The sequence below is a fragment of the Undibacterium sp. Ji49W genome (genome assembly GCF_049340205.1).
Lineage (GTDB): Bacteria > Pseudomonadota > Gammaproteobacteria > Burkholderiales > Burkholderiaceae_D > Undibacterium.
In genome coordinates this window covers 181,899-201,678 of sequence record NZ_JBMPOW010000007.1, presented here as the reverse complement: position 1 = coordinate 201,678, position 19,780 = coordinate 181,899, and the positions used below count along the sequence as shown (strand labels likewise).

General features: G+C 51.2%; 14 protein-coding genes. 9 read left to right on the top strand and 5 right to left on the bottom strand.

What is annotated here, in order from left to right; all coding sequences use genetic code 11:
- Window positions 1–248: hypothetical protein (locus ACO0LK_RS10840; RefSeq protein ID WP_422974903.1), on the bottom strand; the 248-nt coding region annotated here is incomplete at its 3' end.
- Window positions 249–833: 585 nt separating this feature from the next.
- Window positions 834–1,661, bottom strand: a complete 828-nt coding sequence (locus ACO0LK_RS10835) for a response regulator (protein ID WP_422974901.1) — start codon at window positions 1,659–1,661, stop codon at window positions 834–836.
- Window positions 1,662–1,810: 149 nt separating this feature from the next.
- On the opposite strand from ACO0LK_RS10835, the gene ACO0LK_RS10830 reads away from it, so the two are divergent.
- The 7 genes from ACO0LK_RS10830 (at window position 1,811) to ACO0LK_RS10800 (ending at window position 12,975) form a co-directional block, all read left to right on the top strand.
- Entirely contained in the window at window positions 1,811–3,802 is a 1,992-nt protein-coding gene (locus ACO0LK_RS10830; RefSeq protein WP_422974899.1) for a DNA topoisomerase IV subunit B, read from the top strand.
- 57 nt (window positions 3,803–3,859) lie between these two features.
- The gene (gene parC, locus ACO0LK_RS10825; protein WP_422974897.1) at window positions 3,860–6,187 is read left to right on the top strand and encodes a DNA topoisomerase IV subunit A; all 2,328 of its coding nucleotides are present in this window, start codon (window positions 3,860–3,862) and stop codon (window positions 6,185–6,187) included.
- Between the two features lie 229 nt (window positions 6,188–6,416).
- Window positions 6,417–9,128: a PAS domain S-box protein gene (locus tag ACO0LK_RS10820; RefSeq protein WP_422974895.1), complete on the top strand. Its 2,712-nt coding sequence runs from the start codon at window positions 6,417–6,419 to the stop codon at window positions 9,126–9,128.
- Between the two features lies 1 nt (window position 9,129).
- Window positions 9,130–9,738 (top strand): response regulator transcription factor, encoded by a 609-nt coding sequence (locus ACO0LK_RS10815; protein WP_422975046.1) that lies wholly within the window; start codon window positions 9,130–9,132, stop codon window positions 9,736–9,738.
- Window positions 9,739–9,926: 188 nt separating this feature from the next.
- Window positions 9,927–10,334 (top strand): response regulator transcription factor, encoded by a 408-nt coding sequence (locus ACO0LK_RS10810; protein ID WP_422974893.1) that lies wholly within the window; start codon window positions 9,927–9,929, stop codon window positions 10,332–10,334.
- A gap of 56 nt (window positions 10,335–10,390) precedes the next feature.
- Window positions 10,391–12,115, top strand: coding sequence for a methyl-accepting chemotaxis protein (locus tag ACO0LK_RS10805; RefSeq protein ID WP_422974891.1), 1,725 nt, complete (start codon window positions 10,391–10,393; stop codon window positions 12,113–12,115).
- A 104-nt stretch (window positions 12,116–12,219) separates the two neighbouring features.
- Window positions 12,220–12,975 (top strand): carbonic anhydrase, encoded by a 756-nt coding sequence (locus ACO0LK_RS10800; RefSeq protein ID WP_422974889.1) that lies wholly within the window; start codon window positions 12,220–12,222, stop codon window positions 12,973–12,975.
- Between the two features lie 1,323 nt (window positions 12,976–14,298).
- Here the strand turns inward: ACO0LK_RS10800 and ACO0LK_RS10795 are convergent.
- Window positions 14,299–15,027 (bottom strand): SDR family NAD(P)-dependent oxidoreductase, encoded by a 729-nt coding sequence (locus ACO0LK_RS10795; RefSeq protein WP_422974888.1) that lies wholly within the window; start codon window positions 15,025–15,027, stop codon window positions 14,299–14,301.
- On the bottom strand, window positions 15,024–16,118 hold the full coding sequence (locus ACO0LK_RS10790) for a hypothetical protein (RefSeq protein WP_422974886.1): 1,095 nt from the start codon (window positions 16,116–16,118) through the stop codon (window positions 15,024–15,026). The genes ACO0LK_RS10795 and ACO0LK_RS10790 overlap by 4 nt, the downstream gene beginning before the upstream one ends.
- A 41-nt stretch (window positions 16,119–16,159) precedes the next feature.
- On the opposite strand from ACO0LK_RS10790, the gene ACO0LK_RS10785 reads away from it, so the two are divergent.
- Together ACO0LK_RS10785 and ACO0LK_RS10780 are read left to right on the top strand one after the other, a co-directional pair.
- Window positions 16,160–17,353, top strand: a complete 1,194-nt coding sequence (locus tag ACO0LK_RS10785) for a phosphatase PAP2 family protein (protein WP_422974884.1) — start codon at window positions 16,160–16,162, stop codon at window positions 17,351–17,353.
- An 18-nt stretch (window positions 17,354–17,371) separates the two neighbouring features.
- Window positions 17,372–17,992 (top strand): CDP-alcohol phosphatidyltransferase family protein, encoded by a 621-nt coding sequence (locus ACO0LK_RS10780; protein ID WP_422974882.1) that lies wholly within the window; start codon window positions 17,372–17,374, stop codon window positions 17,990–17,992.
- On the opposite strand, the gene ACO0LK_RS10775 is transcribed toward ACO0LK_RS10780, so the two are convergent.
- Window positions 17,940–19,778, bottom strand: a complete 1,839-nt coding sequence (locus ACO0LK_RS10775) for a bifunctional alpha/beta hydrolase/class I SAM-dependent methyltransferase (protein ID WP_422974880.1) — start codon at window positions 19,776–19,778, stop codon at window positions 17,940–17,942. The genes ACO0LK_RS10780 and ACO0LK_RS10775 overlap by 53 nt on opposite strands.
- Window positions 19,779–19,780: the final 2 nt, after the last annotated feature.

Here is a 19,780-nt window from a genome sequence, read left to right as displayed (position 1 = left end):
CTGTTGGCGTTGGGGTTGTTTTTGACGTTGGGGTTGTTTTTGACGTTGGGGTTGTTTTTGACGTTGGGGTTGTTTTTGACGTTGGGGTTGTTTTTGACGTTGGGGTTGTTTTTGACGTTGGGGTTGTTTTTGACGTTGGGGTTGTTTTTGACGTCGGGGTTGTTTTTGACGTCGGGGTTGTTTTTGACGTCGGGGTTGTTTTTGACGTCGGGGTTGTTTTTGAACTTAATCCGCTTGGGACGTAGCAATTTGTGCGCCACAGAAAATGGATCAGAAAGCTTCGTGTTTGAGCCGAAGGCGAGTTTCGAAGCTTTCCCATTTTTTGTGATGCACAAATTGTGCTGAAGCGTAGCGTAAGCACCCGAAGGGCAAGTCTGCGGTCGCCTTTTCTTTGGATACTTGCTTTTGGCGAAGCAAAAGAAAGTATCTCGGCCGCCGGGCCGAGACCCGGCTTGCATCCACGAAGGGCTATCGGTTTAATTAACGACACAGCATACAACGAACGCCGCTGGGCTCCAGCCTTCGCTGGAGCGACGATATGATGATTACTGTTAATTGACCGAAATCCGGCTTGTCTTTGCGAAGTGCAATCGCTTTACACACAACACAAGCTCGCAACGAACGCCGCTGGAGCGCCAGCCCGGTGATCTCCAGCCTGCGCTGGAGCGACGAAGCTATGATTGCCGCTTATCGAAAGATACCCATCCCCACCCTAACCCTCCCCTTGAAGGGGAAGGAATTTCAATTGGGCCGGTAGACAACAAACACCGCCGGACTCAAACCCGGCAGACTTCAGTCTTCGCTGGAGCGAAGGAGCTACGCTAGCAAGCCCCCTACCTCAACTCCAAAAACTTCTGTATCGTCGACAACACCTGCTTACGCGACAAAGGCTTGGTCAAAAACCCCTCACACCCCGCCTGCTGCGCATTGGCAACTTTATAAGTAAATGTCTTATCCACCAAAAAAATCACCGTCGTCCTGCGGTCCGTGTTTTGCTTTTTCAGCTCGCTACTCAGACGGTACGGATCAAGCCCCGGGGTCGAGGTATTGATCATGGTCATGGCATGACGGTTGTTTTTGTCCAGCATCAGGGCGCTGCGTTCGTCGCAGGCCAGGGTGACTGAAATATTGTATCTGTCCATGATCATGGCCACATATTCACGGAAACGCATGTCTTTGTCGACGATCATGATGCCACCCCGGGTAACCGTGGGGCGGCGCATCTTCTGGTAATCGACGGGGTCGGTCAAGTCCAGATCGAGGCGTTCACGGCGACGGCGTTCGGGTACGGCAACTGCGCTGTAGGCGCTCAGTGTGGTCAGCAGCAATTGACGGCGATCAACCAGTTCATCCAGCACATCAAACATTTTGCGCCAGCGTATAGGGCGCGGCATGAAGGGATAGGGCAAACTGATGGTAGTCTTACCAATAAGCAACACTGGCTGCGCATCACCCAGATTTAAATCCGACAGGGTCGCCAATGCTTTAATATCCTCTGCATTCACAATGTGCAGGTCAGGATCTTGTAGACTACCGGTTTTTAAGACCAGATAGCGGTAACCCTTCTCGCGGAGAACGGCAAGAACGGTTGAAAAGGTTTCTTCCTCTTTTGGGGAAAATCCAAGCAGTCGGATCGCGATCGTTGGAGTTTTTGTTGACATCGTTTTTCCACCTACTTATTGCGGCTACAATCATTGCAGCTACAATAGCTGCAAAAACGCTGCCAGAATACAGCTTTATTCTGCCAGCCAGAGAAAAAAATTGCAAAATATCATCACAAGATTAACCAAAACAACAGATTTTCATTCGCATGGCCACTAAAAAAAATACTTCTCCGTCCGACTATAGCGAATCATCCATCCGAGTACTCAAAGGCCTGGAACCGGTCAAACAAAGACCGGGGATGTATACCCGCACCGAAAACCCGCTGCATATCATTCAGGAAGTCATCGACAATGCTTCAGACGAGGCATTGGGCGGACATTGTAAACACATTCTCGTCACCATCAATGCAGACAGCAGCATCAGCGTTGAAGATGATGGCCGTGGTATCCCGGTCGGCCTGCACCCTGAAGAAGGTGTGCCCACGGTAGAAATCGTCTTTACCCGCCTGCATGCCGGCGGCAAGTTTGACAAGGGTTCTGGCGGTGCATATGCTTTCTCCGGCGGCTTGCATGGTGTTGGTGTATCGGTCACCAATGCGCTGTCAAAGCGCCTGGAAATCACGGTCTGGCGTGAAGCCGGCCTGCACCAGCTGACTTTTGCTGATGGCGATGTGATAGAGCCATTGCGCAGCCAGCCACTGGCACGTGGCGATAAGAAAAGCGGTACCCGCGTCACCATCTGGCCGGATGCCAAGTATTTTGACAGCGCCAATATCCCGCAGGGCGAATTGCAACGCCTGCTGCGTTCCAAGGCAGTACTGCTGCCCGGCGTCAAGGTCACTCTGACCCATGCCAAAACTGGCGAAAGCCAGACCTGGCAATATGATCAGGGCTTGCGTGGCTATCTGACTGAAGCGCTGGCCCAGTCGTCCCATGGCGAACCCCTGATCCCGCTGTTTGAAGGTGAGCAGTTCGCCACCTCTGAAAGTGAGGGCTTTGCCGAAGGCGAAGGTGCGTCCTGGGTAGTGGCCTGGACCGAAGAAGGCAATGTGGTACGTGAATCCTACGTCAACCTCATCCCTACCCCAGCTGGTGGTACGCATGAATCCGGTTTGCGTGAAGGCTTGTTTGGTGCCGTCAAGAGCTTTGCCGAAATGCATTCGCTGCTGCCAAAAGGTGTGAAGCTGTTGCCGGAAGACGTGTTTGCCCGTGTGTCGTTTGTCTTGTCCGCCAAGGTGCTGGACCCGCAGTTCCAGGGCCAGATCAAGGAAAGACTGAATTCACGCGATGCGGTGCGCCTGGTATCGTCGTTCACCAAACCACCGCTGGAACTATGGCTGAATTCCCACGTTGAATACGGCAAGAAGCTGGCTGAACTGGTCATCAAACAAGCGCAGTCGCGCCTGCGCTCAGCCCAGAAAGTCGAAAAGAAAAAATCTTCCGGCGTGGCGGTCTTGCCAGGCAAGCTGACGGATTGTGAATCCAGCGACCTCGCCCGCAATGAACTGTTTCTGGTAGAGGGTGATTCTGCCGGTGGCTCTGCCAAGATGGGCCGCGATAAAGAATTCCAGGCTATCTTGCCACTGCGCGGCAAGGTATTGAATTCATGGGAATCTGAACGCGACCGTCTGTTTGCCAACAACGAAATCCATGATATCGCTGTTGCCATCGGCGTCGATCCGCATGGTCTCAATGAAATTGCTGACATGAGCAATCTGCGTTACGGCAAGATTTGCATACTCTCAGATGCGGACGTTGATGGCTCGCACATCCAGGTCTTGTTGTTGACACTGTTCTTCAAACATTTCCCGCAACTGATCGCGCGCGGCCATATCTGCGTGGCACGCCCACCGCTGTTCCGTGTCGATGCACCTGCGCGTGGCAAAAAACCGGCGCAAAAAATCTATGCGCTGGATGCGGGTGAGTTGACTGCAATAGAAGATAAATTGCGCAAGGATGGTGTCAAGGATGGCGCATGGGCTATTTCCCGCTTCAAAGGTCTGGGCGAGATGAATGCCGGTCAATTATGGGAAACCACCATGAACCCCGATACACGCCGCCTGCTGCCGGTCTCGCTGGGCGAATTTGATCAGGCATTCTCTGAAGATCGTTTCAATATGTTGATGGGTAAAGGCGAAGCCGCCGCCCGCCGTGCCTGGATGGAAGAGCATGGGAATACAGTTGAAGCCGATATCTAATCAGCACCCTGCCGCGAACAGAATCGAACACTAGCATCAAAAATACGAAAAAGAATTATGAGCGAACAAGCAAATTTATTTGATCAAGCCCCTCCACCACCCGGCGATGGGGAAGCACTGACCCTGGCGACTTTTGCCGAACGTGCCTATCTGGATTACGCCATCTCGGTCGTCAAGGGCCGCGCCCTGCCCGATGTCTGCGATGGCCAAAAGCCGGTACAGCGCCGCATTTTGTATGCGATGAATGAACTGGGTCTGAACTCTGCTGCCAAACCGCGTAAATCCGCCGCTGTGGTGGGTGATGTACTGGGTAAGCTGCATCCGCATGGCGATCAGTCTGTGTATGACGCCCTGGTACGTATGGCGCAAGACTTTTCGCTGCGTTATCCGCTGATCGACGGCCAGGGCAATTTCGGTTCACGCGACGGTGACGGTGCAGCGGCCATGCGATACACCGAAGCCCGCCTGACACCGATCTCGCGCTTGCTGATGGATGAAATTGACCAGGGTACGGTTGATTTCCAGCCCAACTATGACGGCACCACAGAAGAACCCAAACTGCTGCCAAGCCGCCTGCCCTTTGTCTTGCTGAATGGCGCATCCGGCATTGCGGTTGGCATGGCGACAGAAATCCCTTCGCATAATCTGACTGAAGTAGCCAAGGCCGCCGTGGCCCTGATACGCAACCCGGCCATGAAACATGCCGAGCTGATGGAATATATACCCGGCCCGGATTTCCCGGGTGGCGGACAAATCATCACGCCGCAGTCCACCATCAATGACATGTACGCCACTGGCCGTGGCAGCATGAAGGTGCGGGCGCGCTGGAAGATAGAAGAAATGGCACGTGGCCAATGGCAGGCCGTGGTGACAGAACTGCCGCCAGGTACGTCTTCACAAAAAGTGCTGGAAGAAATCGAAGAACTGACCAATCCAAAAATCAAGCTGGGCAAGAAAGCCCTGTCACCAGAACAGCAGGCACTGAAACAGGTCATCCTGTCTGTGCTGGACACGGTACGCGATGAATCCGGCAAGGATGCGCCGGTACGTCTGGTACTGGAACCGAAATCCAAGAACCAGGACCAGACCGAGTTCATGCAGATGCTGCTGGCGCATACCTCGCTGGAAACCTCGGCTTCGATCAACCTGGTGATGATAGGTGGCGATGGCCGCCCGCGCCAGAAAGGTTTGCTCGACATCATCACTGAATGGATATCTTTCCGCTTTACGACGGTCACACGCCGCACCCAGTTCCGTCTGAAGAAGGTGGATGACCGCATCCATATTCTGGAAGGCCGTGAAGCGGTGCTGTTGAATATTGATGAAGTCATACGTATCATCCGTGAATCTGACGACCCTAAACCCGCGCTGATTTCAGCCTTCAAGCTGTCAGATATCCAGGCTGAAGATATTCTTGAGATACGTCTGCGCCAACTGGCACGTCTGGAATCGATCAAAATCCAGCAGCAACTGGATGAATTGCGCAAAGAAAAAGCTGGCCTGCACGATCTGCTGGACAATCCATCCTCGATGAAGCGCATGATCATCAAGGAAATCGAAACCGATGCCAAGCAATTTGGCGATGCACGCCGCACCGTGATCGAAGAAGCTGCCAAAGCATCGGTAGAGCAAAAAGTGATCGATGAACCGGTAACCGTGGTCATCTCTGAAAAAGGCTGGGTACGTGCGCGTACTGGGCATGGTCATGACAATGCCCAGTTCACCTTCAAGGCTGGCGACAGTCTGTACGGCACGTTTGAATGCCGCACGGTAGATCAGATGCTGGTATTTGGTTCCAATGGTCGTGTGTATTCCGTGCCTGTCGCCGCCCTGCCCGGTGCCCGTGGCGATGGCGTGCCGGTCACTACCCTGATCGACCTGGCACCCGGCACAAAAATCCTGCATTACTTTGCCGGCAGCGCCGACATCACCCTGCTGCTGGCATCCAGCGCCGGTTATGGTTTCACGGCAAAACTGGGCGACATGGTAGGCCGCATGAAAGCCGGTAAAGCCTTCATGACACTGGAAGAAGGTGATCTGCCACTGCCACCCGCTATGGTTGCTGGCGACGCCAGTGCGATTGCCTGCCTGTCAGAAAAAGGCCGCCTGCTGGTCTTTGGCCTGACAGAAATCAAACAACTGTCCAGCGGTGGGCGTGGCGTCATCCTGATGCAACTGGAAGACAAGGAAAGCCTCCTGGCTGCCCAGGCCATCAGCCAACGCGGTGTACGCGTCATCGGCCTGGGCCGTGGCGGCAAACCGCAAGAAGTCAGCCTCAGCGCCAGCGGCCTGGGCATACACATAGGCACACGTGCGCGCAAGGGCAAAGCGCTGGAAGCCAGGATCAAGGCCAGCGGCTTGCAGAGGATAGTTGCAAAAGAGTAAGTCCGTTAAATTTGCTCCACGGCCTGGGCCTTGACACGAATGGCTTCATTCAGCACTTAGCTGAATGAAGCCATTTTTTTTAAGCGGCTCGATTTTGACAAAATGGATGACTACAATGCGATATCTACAGATTTGTATAAATTCAATTTACTCTGCAATTGAGCTATGTTAAAAAGATAAAGAAATATCGGCGTACACGTATATATCAGAAATATAGGGGACAGCGCCAATGACTGTGCAGACCGACGCCACTGCCAACAACTCGCTACAAATAGCAGGTTGCCAGGATACCAGCGCATCAACTGGCAAAGCAGATCTGCATCATGACTTTTACCTCAACTCACAGCAAGCACATCTGGCCATCTCTGCTGATGGTTTGGTCAAGCAGGCCAATATGGCTGCTGCAACTCTGTTTGACACCTCCCTCTCTGCATTGTTGAATACTGATCTTTGCAGCTATCTCTACGACACTGATGCCATCGTGTTTACCGAGGTTTGTCGGCAAGTCATCTCAATGGGTGAGGTACCGCAACATGAGCTACGTGTAATACGGGCTAACAAAACGCCGGTGTTGTTGCAATTCAACTTTCAAAAACTGGCTACCTGCACGCAATCGACGTGGGTCAGTATTTACCTGTCAGATATCAGTCAACAGCAAGAAGCCGGAATGCCCTTACCCGATAATGAACAATTCAAACGTTTGATTGCAGACAACATCCCCGGCATGCTCGCCTACTGGACATCCGATTTGCGTTGCACATTTGCAAACAAGCAATACCTGACCTGGTTTGGTCAGAGCATCGAGCAGATGCGCAACATCCATATGCAAGACTTGTTAGGCCCTGAGTTATTTCAAAAAAATATTGCGTATATCAATGGTGCTTTAAAAGGCATGGACCAGCAATTCGAACGTACACTGGTGAAAGCGAACGGCGAAACAGGATATACCTGGGCACAATATATTACGCACAAAGTGGATGGTGTCGTACAGGGTTTTTTTGCACTGGCAACAGATGTTACGGTGCTCAAACGCACGCAAACGGCTTTGCAGAATAGTGAAAAACAATACCGTACCCTGGCCGAAAACATGCCTCTGTTTGTCGTCACATTTTTACCAGACGGTGGTCTGACCTACGTCAACAAATTATTTGCACATGCTGTTTCTTCGACAAAATCTGATTTGCTGGGTAAGAATTTCTTTGATCTTCTGCCCTCTGACGATCAGCAAATTGTAAAATCGGAACTCACCTTGCTGACGCCCGACAATGCATTTAAAACCAGCAAAGTTATTTACCACAGAGCTGATGGTGACCTGACTTATCACCGATGGACCACTCAGGCATTTTTCAATGCAAGGAACGAACTCGTTTCTTTCCAGGCGGTAGGTGAAGACATAACAGAGCGCAAGCAAACTGAAATCGCATTGCGTGAAAGTGAATCAAAAAACAGTGCCTTAATACAAGCAATACCTGATCTGATCTTTACCATCGGCCACGACGGAAAGTATCTGGATGTCCACGCCCCAAAATCCGGGCTACTGTTCAAAGCCCCAAAAGAACTGCTAAATAAAAATCTATCCGATGTATTTCCTGCTGACATTGCCAGTCACTTGATGCAAGCAGTAGAAAACACGTACAAAAACCAACATGTTCAGGAAATTCAATTCACGACTGATACCATTACTGGCGAAGAAATAGTCTTTGAAGCCAGAATAGCACCCAATAACGATGATTCTGTCATTGCCATCGTCAGAGATATCACAGCCATAGAACGCGAACGCAGACAGCGTGAGCAAAAACTGAATGAACGCTTGCATGTTACCGAGACCGATTTGCACGAGTCCCAGGAGAACCTCACTCTGGCCAGTGACGCTGCCAACCTCGGTGTCTGGGTGCGTGACCTGGAGCGAGATGAGGTTTGGGCTTCAACAAAATGGCGAGCTATCTTTGGATTTTCTCCTGACCAACGCTTGGGTATAAGCGATGTTCTAAAACGCATCCATCCATCCGACAGAGAGCAGATAGGCCAACTAACAAGTAATTACACCATCAATGAAAAACTACGTTATCAGGCGGAGTTTCGCCTCATGTTAGAAGATGGAAAAATTCGTTGGGTTTCTTCCGTATGGCAAGTGGAAGTTGACGAACTGCAGAAAGAAAAATTTACACGTGGTGTGCTACTGGATATCACCGAACGCAAACAATCAGAACTTGAACTGGCACAAAAACGTGCAGAGCTCACGCATCTGTCCCGCGTCGTAACGCTGGGTGAATTATCTGGCGCACTGGCCCATGAATTGAATCAGCCACTCACAGCGATCCTTAGCAATGCCCAGGCAGCACAACGATTTTTGAAGCATGAAAATGTAGACCTGAATGAAGTGCGTGAAATCTTGCAGGATATAGTCGATGAAGACAAACGTGCAGGTGAAATCATTCAACGTCTGCGGCGGCTTTTCAAGAAAACCGAGCAGATTGAACAAGACGTAGACATCAATACCCTGATCATGGAAGTCATGCACCTGTTGCGCAATGATCTCGTTAACCGTGGAATTACGGTGTTAACAGAACTAAGCCCGGCGAGCCCCAAGCTTATTGCCGACCCGGTGCAATTGCAACAGGTCATCATCAATTTGATCATGAACGCCTGCGATGCAGTTTCCCAACTTGCAATTGGAGACAGGAAAATCTCCATAAAGTCCAGGCAGGTTTCACTAACGCAGCTAATGGTCAGCATTACTGACCAAGGTAAAGGCATTGCGGAAGAAAACATAAGCCAATTATTCGATCCCTTTTACACCACAAAAGAAAGCGGAATGGGTTTAGGCCTGTCAATTTGCAAAAACATTGTTGAAGCACAAGGCGGCCAGCTATGGTGCGAAAATAATCTGACCGGCGGTGCCAGCTTCCATTTCAACCTGCCAAGTCAAAGCAAAGACTAATATGAGCTTGAGTACGCGTGTTTTTATAGTTGACGATCAAGAGAGTATCTTGAAAGCCTTGTCGCGATTGATCACATCCATGGGTCTTGAAGTTGAAACATTTAATTCGGCGCAAGATTTTCTAACAAGTGGCAATGCCGCTACGCCAGGTTGTCTGATACTGGACCTCAGTATGCCAGGTATGACTGGCATGATGCTTCAGGAACTCCTGGTCAAAGAAGCTAGCGATATGCCCATCATATTTTTGACAGGGAATGGCAGCATAGATAGCGGTGTACAGGCCATGAAAAATGGCGCCCACGATTTTCTCACCAAGCCTGTTGATGGAGATAAATTATTGGCAGCCATACAAACCGCCCTCGCCCGCAACCAGCAAGCCCGGCAGGTGCGCGCAGAACGCGACGCAATTTCGACGCGCCTGGCCGGACTTACACCACGCGAACATGAAGTGCTGCTGCATATGGCTGAAGGCAAGCTCAATAAGCAAATTGCAGGGAACATGGGTATAGCAGAAAAAACGATCAAGATTCACCGGGCAAGGGTGATGACGAAGATGGAAGCAAAATCGATCCCTGCGCTCATCTACCAATTAGAACGTCTGAAAATCTGAAGTCAAGTTGCTGTAATTGGCAAGTCAGCCTTTCCAAGACTTTTTCCATCCAGTAATAATGTTTTTAATAATTTTTCGGAAAAAGTCTGATTCCCGCATCTAATCATCACCAACTCTAGTCATCCCCACCATGATATAGGACCAAGGTCCTATATCATGGATACGCACCGTCGCTTAATATAATTCCCATGAGAAATAATAATGCTTGGGTTGCGATCGTTGACGATGAAGAAGGTATTCGTCGTGCCCTGCTACGGTTATTCCGGTCGGTTGGATTAGAAGCACACGCTTTTCACTCGGGTGAAAATTTTCTGTCCAGCCTGGAGAAAAGTGCACCATCCTGCATTGTCATGGATTTAAATATGCCCGAAATGTCGGGCTTTGCCTTACTGGAACAACTAAGAATTTTTGCACCCGGGCTACCTGTTGTCATTCTTACGGCCCATGAAATCAGAGGCACACGCCAGGAACTAAGTCTGCCTGGCATCATCGATGTTTTACAAAAACCTGCAACCGACAGTGCACTACTTGGTGCCATCGCGAAGTCAGCAAAACAATTAAACAAAATTATAACCACACACATGAAAGAAAACTGACACACAAGCTCAGTAAGCAATACCACACTTTACATTTAATACACTCGAAAGACTCTATGAAACTGTCAAATCTACCTATCGGCACACGGCTTGGAGCGGGTTTTGCGCTCGTACTGCTTATGTTGATTGGCGTGGCATATCTCGGGATTCATGGCATGCAGCAGTCGAATCAAGCTCTGCATCATGTCGTGACTGTCAATGTCAAAAAAATGAATGCGCTGGAGGAGATGTCAAAGTCCGTTCATGTGGTATCAAGGGTAATACGAACGATAGCCTTGATGTCAGATGAAGCTGCGGCCCGGCAAGAACATAAAAAAATTGATGATGCCAGAGCACGCTATAACACCGCATTTTCTTTACTGGAAAAAATGCCGCTCGACGAAGCGGGAAAAAACTTTGTCGCCAAAATCAAAGAAGACCAAATTGCTGCTAGAGCCCTGAATGACAAGTTTTCTGAAATGGTACACACCAACAAAGAAGAAGCGATTCAATTTCTATTGAAGGATGTGGCTCCAGCCAATACAAAATGGCAAGATGCGATTCAAGAATTCATCAGTCTACAGGAAAAGAAAAGCGAGAGTGACGAGGAAATGGCGGCACACGCTTACCAATCCGCATTGATACTGATGATTTCCATCAGCGCACTTGCTGTTGTATTTGGTGCTGCCGTCGCATGGTTCACTTCCCGATCGATTACCACCCCAATAGATATTGCAGTCAATCTGGCAAAAACAGTCGCCAAGGGTGATTTAACCAGTGAAATTCAGGTCAATTCGACTGATGAAACCGGTCAGCTGATGCAAGCCTTAAAAGAGATGAATGCAAATCTTGTCGACATTGTCGGCAAGGTACGTAGCAGCACCGACACCATCAACACAGCCACGGCTGAAATTGCAACCGGCAATCTGGATCTGTCTTCAAGGACGGAACAGCAGGCAGGCTCCCTGGAAGAAACAGCTTCGTCTATGGAAGAACTGACTTCCACTGTCAAACACAATGCGGACAACGCCCGACAAGCGAACCAGCTAGCTATTTCAGCCTCGGAAATTGCCGTCAAAGGTGGTGCTGTAGTGACAGAAGTGGTCACCACCATGGGTTCAATCAACACTTCATCGAAAAAAATTGTTGATATTATTGGCGTGATCGATGGCATCGCCTTCCAGACGAACATTCTGGCCTTGAATGCTGCCGTTGAAGCAGCTCGTGCTGGTGAGCAAGGGCGCGGCTTTGCAGTGGTCGCCAGCGAAGTGCGCAATCTGGCACAACGATCAGCGGCAGCTGCAAAAGAGATTAAAATCCTGATCAATGACTCCGTAGAACAGGTGGAAATTGGGTCCCGCCTGGTTGATCAAGCCGGCTCTACGATGGAATCTGTCGTATCGAGCATCAAGAACGTCACCGACATCATGGGCGAGATGACCCTGGCGAGCCAGGAACAGACCTCTGGCATCGAGCAAATTAATGATGCAGTAACACAGATGGACGAAGTCACCCAGCAAAATGCGGCCCTGGTTGAAGAAGCAGCTGCAGCTGCAGCTTCTCTGGAAGAGCAGGCGCAAATGCTTGTACAGGTGGTCAGCGTCTTTAAAGTGCCAGATAATATGTCTGAATCCATGGCGTCTCAAAACACAAATCGTCGTATTGAACCGGCACCGGCAAGAAAGCGTGCTACCCAAAGTAGTCAGGTAAAGCGCCTGCAAGGGAACAACCATTCGTTCAAACAAGAAAAAACAGGCAATGTTGCCGCAGCTTCTAAAACTGAAGATTGGGATGAATTTTAAATTAATTGTATTTTTAATAATGCAATATCATTAATTTTTGTTATTATTCTGAGCAACTGCTGGACCCTTGTTCAACTTCTGAAAAGAGAGAAAAGAGAGAAAAAATGAATAAAATAATCAATACAGCAATGGCTGGCCTTTTGGTCTTTTCCGTCAACGCCGCTCAGGCCGACGACAAGCCGCATACGCCTCACTGGAGTTACGACGGTAAAACAGCACCGGCACACTGGTCCGAACTGGATGAAGCCAACAGCGCCTGCAAAATCAGTAAAGAACAATCCCCTATCAATATCATTGATAGCACAACCAAAAAAGCGGCTTTGCAGCCTCTGGATTTTAAATACACCAGCAGTAGCGCAGAGGTGATCAACAATGGTCACACCATCCAGGTCAGCCTGCCTGTTGGCAGCAGTCTTAAAACCGGCGATGACGTAGCCAATCTGCTGCAATTTCACTTCCATACGCCTAGCGAAGAAAAAATCAACGGCGTCAACTACCCGATGGTGGCGCATTTCGTCCACAAACTGCCAGACGGCAAATTGTCTGTTGTTGCCGTGCTGTTTAAAAAGGGCAAGGAAAATGCCACCCTGGCACCTATCTTTGCTGCCTTGCCAGCGGAAGGCAAACCAACGCCTTTAAGCAGCTTCGACCCTTCAGCCGTACTGCCAGAAAAACGCGCGTATTACAAATTCACTGGTTCCCTGACAACACCGCCATGCAGCGACGGCGTGCGCTGGCAAGTGCTGAAGCAACCGGTCGAACTGTCCAGCAGCCAGATCGCGGCCTTCCACAAACTGTACAAAATGAATGCACGTCCGGTGCAGCCATTGAATGGGCGGGTGGTTGAGGTGAGTGAGTAAGGTGGGCTTGTTCCATCCTGACGGTTTGCAAGCTGCTATGAACAGCTTGGGATGGAAATGCGCTTCTTTTGATCACTGGCAATCATAGTATCGTCGCCCCAACGAAGACTGGAGTCTATCGGGCTTGATCCCGGCTGTGTTTGTTGTCTACTGGCCCAATTGAAATTCCCTCCCCCTTCAAGGGGAGGGTTAGGGTGGGGATGGGTATCTTTCGATAAGCGGTAATCGTAGTACCGTCGCTCCAGCGTAGGCTGGAGCCTAGTGGCGTTTGTTGCATGCCGTACTTTGGTTAAATCTATTGCCCTTCGTGGATGCAAGCCGGGTCTCGGCCCGGCAGCCGAGATACTTTCTTTTGCGTCGCCAAAAGCAAGTATCCAAAGAAAAGGCGACCGCAGACTCGCTCCCTGCGGGAGTGCCCATTTATGTAGTGCAAAAAATGGGAAATGCCCGCAACTCGCTTCGCTCAGACATCGGTCATTTCTGATCCATTTTCTGCACTACACAAATGGCTTCGTCCCAAGCGGATTAAGGTCAAAGACAGCGTCAAAAGCAACGTCAATACAACCGTAACGCATATTTATCTGAATGCCGTTAATCAACGATGGTGTTGGGGTTGCTGTTGCCTTTGACGTTTTGGTTGTTTTTGATGTTGACTCTAATCCGCTTGGGACGATGTAATTTGTGCTTCACAGAAAATGGATCAGAAAGCTTCGTGTTTGAGCCGAAGGCGAGTTTCGAAGCTTTCCCATTTTTTGTGACGCACAAATTATGCTGAAGCATAGCGTAAGCACCCGTAGGGCGAGTCTGCGGTCGCCTTTCTTTGATTCCGTTCTTTGGCGAAGCAAAGAAAGGAATTCGGCCGCCGGGCCGAGACCCGGCTTGTATCCACGAAGGGCAATCATTTAATCAAAGTACGGCATGCAACGAACGCCACTGGAGCGCCAGCCCGGTGGTCTCCAGCCTTCGCTGGAGCGACGAAGCTATGATTGCCATTAATCATCCCAAACCCGGCTTGCATCCACGAAGGGCAATTAACGACGCAGCATAAAACGAACGCCACTGGAGCGCCAGCCCGGTAGCCTCCAGCCTTCGCTGGAGCGACGATATGATGATTGCTGCTTATCGAAAGATACCCATCCCCACCCTAACCCTCCCCTTGAAGGGGATGGAATTTTAATTGGGCCAATAGACAACAATCGCCCCAGTGATCAAACCCGGCAGACTCCAGCTTTCGCTAGAGCGACAAAGCTATGATTGCCGCTTATCGTGAAAAACCGCCCCCATCCGAGCAAGCTGCAATCTGTCTATATATTTGCAATGCCCCTACTTCCTCACCCTCAACACCCACCTCGGCAATAAATTCAACACCCCAACCAGCCACTTCATTTGCCATGGAAACACCAGCCTGTCCTTGCGCCCTGCAATCGCATCCACAATCACGCCAACTGCCTTTTGTTCAGACATAATAAACGGCTTATGACTGGCATCCCCCTCATTCAATGCCCGCAATTTGGCAGTATCCACATACCCGGGCACTATCGCAGTCACAGCAATGGAAAATGGTTTCAGCGCCATGCGATAGGTGTCACACAGGCTCAGCACGCTGCGCTTGGTGGCGCTGTAGACCGAAGCACCGGGATAATCGTGCAGCAAACCGGCGATGGATGAAATGGCCGCCAGTTGACCAGATTTTTGCTTTAACATTTTGGCAGCGGCCAGTTCAAACGCATGGTTAAGGCCACTGACATTCGTTTGCAACATGCGCAGGCTTGTGGCTTCATCCAGCAAGTGGCTGCGGGTATTGAAATAGATGCCGGCGGTGACGATCACCAGGTCAAGGCCCTGCACGGCAAAGTCCTCCAAGGCCAGTGCCATCGCGGCGCGGTCTGCAATGTCGAACTGAAAAGTCAGCAAACCGGCTGCGCCGTACAAATCAGCGGGCAGCCGTTGCAGGTCACGGCCACATACTGCCACCCTGTCGCCACGTTGCAGGTAGTAACGTGCAAGGGCCAGACCGATGCCGCTGGTCCCACCCACGATCATGATGTTCATGCACAGCCCCGGCTGTACTTGTCACTATTGCGGATACTGGCTTCGTCATAGGCAGTCTGCCGGGTAAAGGCTTCCATGCCGCGTGTATAGCCGTACTGCCACTGGGCATCCATATAGGCGACATAGGTGGCGTAATCTTTGGGTATTTGCAGGCTGATGCGGTTTTGTAGCCAATCCAGTTTCTTTTGTACGGCTTCTTTGTCCAGCACGGTTGCCACATCTGAGGTATCGATGCGCACATCGACTGGCTGGCCATTGACGTAGCGCAGGCGGGCATTGCCATCCAGGCCCAGCACGGTACGCCAGGCAGGGATGGAAAAGGCCTGGTCGAAGCTTTGCTTGAATTCCATCATCACTTCGTCGGCCAGGGTTCTGGCCACTTCGATGGGGAATAAATCCAGCACGCCGCCAAAATAATTGCCATCTGTGTGTGCATGGCAGCGGAAGTAAAACATGTCGGTAATCGAAATACGTGCTGCCAGACTGGTGGGGGTATTCACGTCGCACAGCAATTCGTCGGAGATGGCATGCTCGCCCCAGCGCGGGTCAGCCAGAGGGGACGGCATGCCCGCCAGCAGGGACGCAGCCCTGGGGTCACAAAACACGGTTTCGGCAAACAGTTTACGCTGGCCGCGCAGCTGCCCTGCTTCGCTTTCATCAAACAACAGCTTACCGCCAATGATGGCAGTAGCGACAGACTGTTCACCGACAGCGACCTGTGGCAGTGGCAGCTCTTGTGGAACTTCAAACAGGTATTCGTTGAACAGATCGGGGATGACGGTGGCTGAATCGCGGATGAAACCGCGCTTGGCGGCCAGGGCCAGGGTACGGACTATGCCTGCCCTGGGTGATGATGTCAGACCGCCCCAGTAATGGTACATGTCCCTGGAACTGAGCCAGGCCTTGCGCTGTGCATCGTCCGGCAAACCCGCAATAATGCTGGCCGCGAGTGCCCCGCCGCAACTTGCCAGCAAGATATCGGGTGCCCGGCCTGCTTCAACGGCAGCCGCATACATTCCCAGATAAATGCCAAAACGAAACCCACCGCCTGCCAATACCATGCAGCGTTTATATTTTTTAACTTGATTCATACTGCTAAAATAGCACACTGTTAAGACTATTCGCACCTTAAATGCCGTCCCTACCTGCAACTGTGCAACACCGCTTGCGTCATTTGCTGCTGAATGCCTTGACGTTTGCACTGTGCTACCTGACTGCCAATTTGCTGGCTCAACAGCAAGGCATAGTGCGCCATGCCGCCTTGCCATTTGAGGCGAGCATTCCATTTTTGCAATGGATGATCCTGCCCTACCTGAGTTCGGGCGTGTTTTTTTGCCTGGTGTTTTTCATGGTAAAGACGCAGGATGAATTGCGCGTCATCAGCCAGCGCCTGTTGCTGGCAACGGTGGTGGCGGCTATCCTGTTTGTGATCTACCCGCTGCAATTCAGCTGGCCCAGACCGGTCATCGAGTCGTCCTGGTGTGCCTATCTGTATGCGTCGCTGACGCTGATGGACAAGCCGTATAACCAGTTACCATCGCTGCATGTCAGCTATTGCATTCTATTCTGGCAAGCCCTACACACGCATATACGTTCCACTCCCGGGCGCGTCGCGCTAGCCAGTTGGCTGACGCTGACAGCAATTTCCACCCTATTCACTTATCAGCACCATTCGCTGGACCTGGTGGGTGGTGCCTTGCTGGCATTTTTCTGCATCACCATGATTACTCCCCGAAAAAAAGAGCCGCATGTCGCTTTTTACTATCTGGTCATGGCGTGTGCCTTACTGTCTACCGGTGTACTGGCCTGGCATTTGCCGCTGGCCTTGTATCTGATGTGCAGCCTGCTGCTGGTCAGCCTCGCGTATTTCCGGCGTGACCGCAATTTTCTGCACAAACGTGAGGGACAACATCCGTGGTGGATATGGCTGATGTATGCGCCTTACCTGCTGGGTTACAGGCTGACCTGGCAAGCGGTTGTCTGGCGTGAGCGGCACAAGCCGGTAGTCATTAAACTGACAGAACAATTATGGGTGGGCCGCCGTCTCAGCAATGTGGAAGCCAGCCAGTTACCGGCAGATTGCAGCATCATCGATCTGGCCAATGAACTAAGCGAAACCAGGGCATTGCGCGCCCACACTTACCGGTATTTTCCATTGATGGACTTGCTGACAACCGAACCTGATACCGTGCGTGAGATATTGCAGTACATGCGTGCGGAAATGGAGGGTGGCAAGACGGTTTACCTGCATTGCGCCATGGGTTACAGCCGATGTATAGTGCTGGCCAAACTGTACATGTCACAAGGGACCTTAATAAGGCAATAAGCAAGCAATGAGCAGACAATGAGCTTTTCCATCTACCAACTGAAACCCCGTTTCCAGCAACTGCTGCAACCTGTACTGAAGGGTCTGGCAAAACGGCGGATCACCCCAAACCAGATCACAGTGTTGGCGATGTTGCTATCCATCGCCTATGGCATTGCGCTGGCATGCTTTCCACAGGATGCAAGACTGTGGTTGTGCCTGCCGGTATTCATGTTTGTGCGTATGGCCCTGAATGCGATAGATGGCATGCTGGCCAATTTCACGCAGCAAAAAACGCCCTTTGGTGCCATCCTGAATGAAGTGGCTGACCAAGTGTCGGATGCAGCTCTGGTCCTGCCTTTTGCACTGGTAAGCGGCATCCACCTGCCACTGCTTATTGCTGTTGCCATGCTGGCGCTGCTGGTGGAATTTGCCGGCGTGGCAGCTTTGCTGGCAGGGTCAACCCGTCGCTTTGATGGCCCCATGGGCAAAAGCGACCGCGCTTTTGCCTTTGGTGTGCTGGCCCTGCTGGTCGCCTTTCAACCGACTGCTGTCTGGCTGAATGCAGTATTGGGCATCGTCCTGCTGCTCTTGCTATGGACTTTGTTTAATCGGATAAAACGGGCATTGCTGCATCCCGCTGTGCCACCGACACGCTGAATATCCCGGCAATACCTAACTTGGTCGCCACTTTGCGGCAACCTATGCTGGCCACCAGGGCATCCATTTCTGCCTGCGGCCTTGGTCGCATCTGCCACGACTGGCCCCGGTGATTATTCAGGGTTTTGGCGATCATCAGCAGTTGCGGATGCCAGGGCTGGCCGGTATATACCAGGTGACCACCGATTTTCAATTGCTGCTGTATGCCACGCAATGACGCCAGCACCAGCACATTGTCGCTGAATAATTCATGCAGGCCAGATACGATGACGATGTCATATGGCCCTTCTTCTGCCGGATAGCTGGTACCGGCAAAGGCGTCGCGACATTGATAGCTGATCTTGTTTTTCAATTGCAGACGTTCCGCCAGTTGGCGCGCCTGATCCATATTGGCCTGGTCAAAATCCCGCAGGCTGATTTCTATATCACGGTTCTGAAAGCGCTTGATAGTTTCCAGCACATAGCGGCCGCCACCGGCAGCAATATCAAGTATCCGCACAGGCTGGTCTGCCGGGCATTGCTGTATCAGATCAGATAATGTCTGCTGCATCTGCATTTTGCGCTGACGTATGCCGCGCCAACCGATGGCATCAAGATAGCCTCGGTCTATCATGCCGCCTATCAGCAGGCGTCCACCGGCCTGGTTGCGATAGACATAATCGAGCGATGCGCCAGAATCAAAACCATGTTGCAGGCCAATAGTCATGCCATTGCTGAGCTTGCCCAGATGGCTCAGCATGAACTTTTGCAGGCCATAAAAAGCATTTTCCAGTGCACCACCCAGCTTGCCCTGCTGTAGCGCCAGGTATTGCTGTGCACTCTGGCTTTGTGTATCAGCTTTAAAGTATTGCTGCAAAGGTGGTAAATCACGTGCATAACATGCGACGATAAAATCCCTGGCTTCCTGTGTGGCTTGCTGCACCTGAGCGTCGCTCTCGTAAAAAATCGCATGGTGGCAATTTTTTATTACTACATAGCGCTTCAGCGCCGAAGAAATACGGTCATAAAACTGCTTTTGCGGTGCTTGTTTGACGACATAGTCCTTGTCCGCAACCAGCATCAGTACCGGTGCATCGATCGCCTGTGCATCCTGTACCACGCGCTTGGCAGTATCGGCCAAATCCAGCAAGACACGGGCAGAAATATTCTTGGTGATCAGCGGGTCAGCATCATAAGCTTTTGCCTGCTCTGCCGAATGGGTGAGCATGGACGAACGTATGTAGCTGGTAACAAACAGATCCGGCTTGAAGCATGTGGCAAAACGCAGTGCAGGCTTTGCCAGCGGCACATACAGGTTGATGTCAAATGCCGCTGCCGCCATGACCACACCACGCACACGCGGGGCATAATCATGCAGCCATGTTGCAGCGATTACCGCACCCACACTGTTGGCGACGATAAGCATGTTTTCTTTGGCGATGCCATAGTTGCTGCTGATGTGATTAATGAAATTGTCAAAATCACGCACCATGGTTTGAAAATCAGGCGCATCACCGCGCTCGCCCGGCGAATTGCCATGGCCACGTGCATCCCAGGCAAAGGCCCAGTCATTCACAAAACCAAACTGTTCAACCAGCGGGCCTATGCGGCCAGAATGCTCATGGCCACGGTGTAAAAATATCAGTGCTTTCTGTGGTTTTTGTGACTGCTCTGCGGGAATCGCCAGGGGCTTCCAGATACGATAAAACAAACGCGTGCCATCGTGACCATCGTGGCCGCCGCGGCTGCTTTGGCTATCAAAGCCGGATTCACTGCATAGCCATTTGGTTTGTAGTTGTGTTGTCATGC

Coding starts and splice junctions, on each gene's coding strand:
- ACO0LK_RS10835 (WP_422974901.1), bottom strand. CDS start 1,661: ATGTCAACAAAAACTCCAACGATCGCGATCCGACTGCTTGGATTTTCC.
- ACO0LK_RS10830 (WP_422974899.1), top strand. CDS start 1,811: ATGGCCACTAAAAAAAATACTTCTCCGTCCGACTATAGCGAATCATCC.
- parC (WP_422974897.1), top strand. CDS start 3,860: ATGAGCGAACAAGCAAATTTATTTGATCAAGCCCCTCCACCACCCGGC.
- ACO0LK_RS10820 (WP_422974895.1), top strand. CDS start 6,417: ATGACTGTGCAGACCGACGCCACTGCCAACAACTCGCTACAAATAGCA.
- ACO0LK_RS10815 (WP_422975046.1), top strand. CDS start 9,130: ATGAGCTTGAGTACGCGTGTTTTTATAGTTGACGATCAAGAGAGTATC.
- ACO0LK_RS10810 (WP_422974893.1), top strand. CDS start 9,927: ATGAGAAATAATAATGCTTGGGTTGCGATCGTTGACGATGAAGAAGGT.
- ACO0LK_RS10805 (WP_422974891.1), top strand. CDS start 10,391: ATGAAACTGTCAAATCTACCTATCGGCACACGGCTTGGAGCGGGTTTT.
- ACO0LK_RS10800 (WP_422974889.1), top strand. CDS start 12,220: ATGAATAAAATAATCAATACAGCAATGGCTGGCCTTTTGGTCTTTTCC.
- ACO0LK_RS10795 (WP_422974888.1), bottom strand. CDS start 15,027: ATGAACATCATGATCGTGGGTGGGACCAGCGGCATCGGTCTGGCCCTT.
- ACO0LK_RS10790 (WP_422974886.1), bottom strand. CDS start 16,118: ATGAATCAAGTTAAAAAATATAAACGCTGCATGGTATTGGCAGGCGGT.
- ACO0LK_RS10785 (WP_422974884.1), top strand. CDS start 16,160: ATGCCGTCCCTACCTGCAACTGTGCAACACCGCTTGCGTCATTTGCTG.
- ACO0LK_RS10780 (WP_422974882.1), top strand. CDS start 17,372: ATGAGCTTTTCCATCTACCAACTGAAACCCCGTTTCCAGCAACTGCTG.
- ACO0LK_RS10775 (WP_422974880.1), bottom strand. CDS start 19,778: ATGACAACACAACTACAAACCAAATGGCTATGCAGTGAATCCGGCTTT.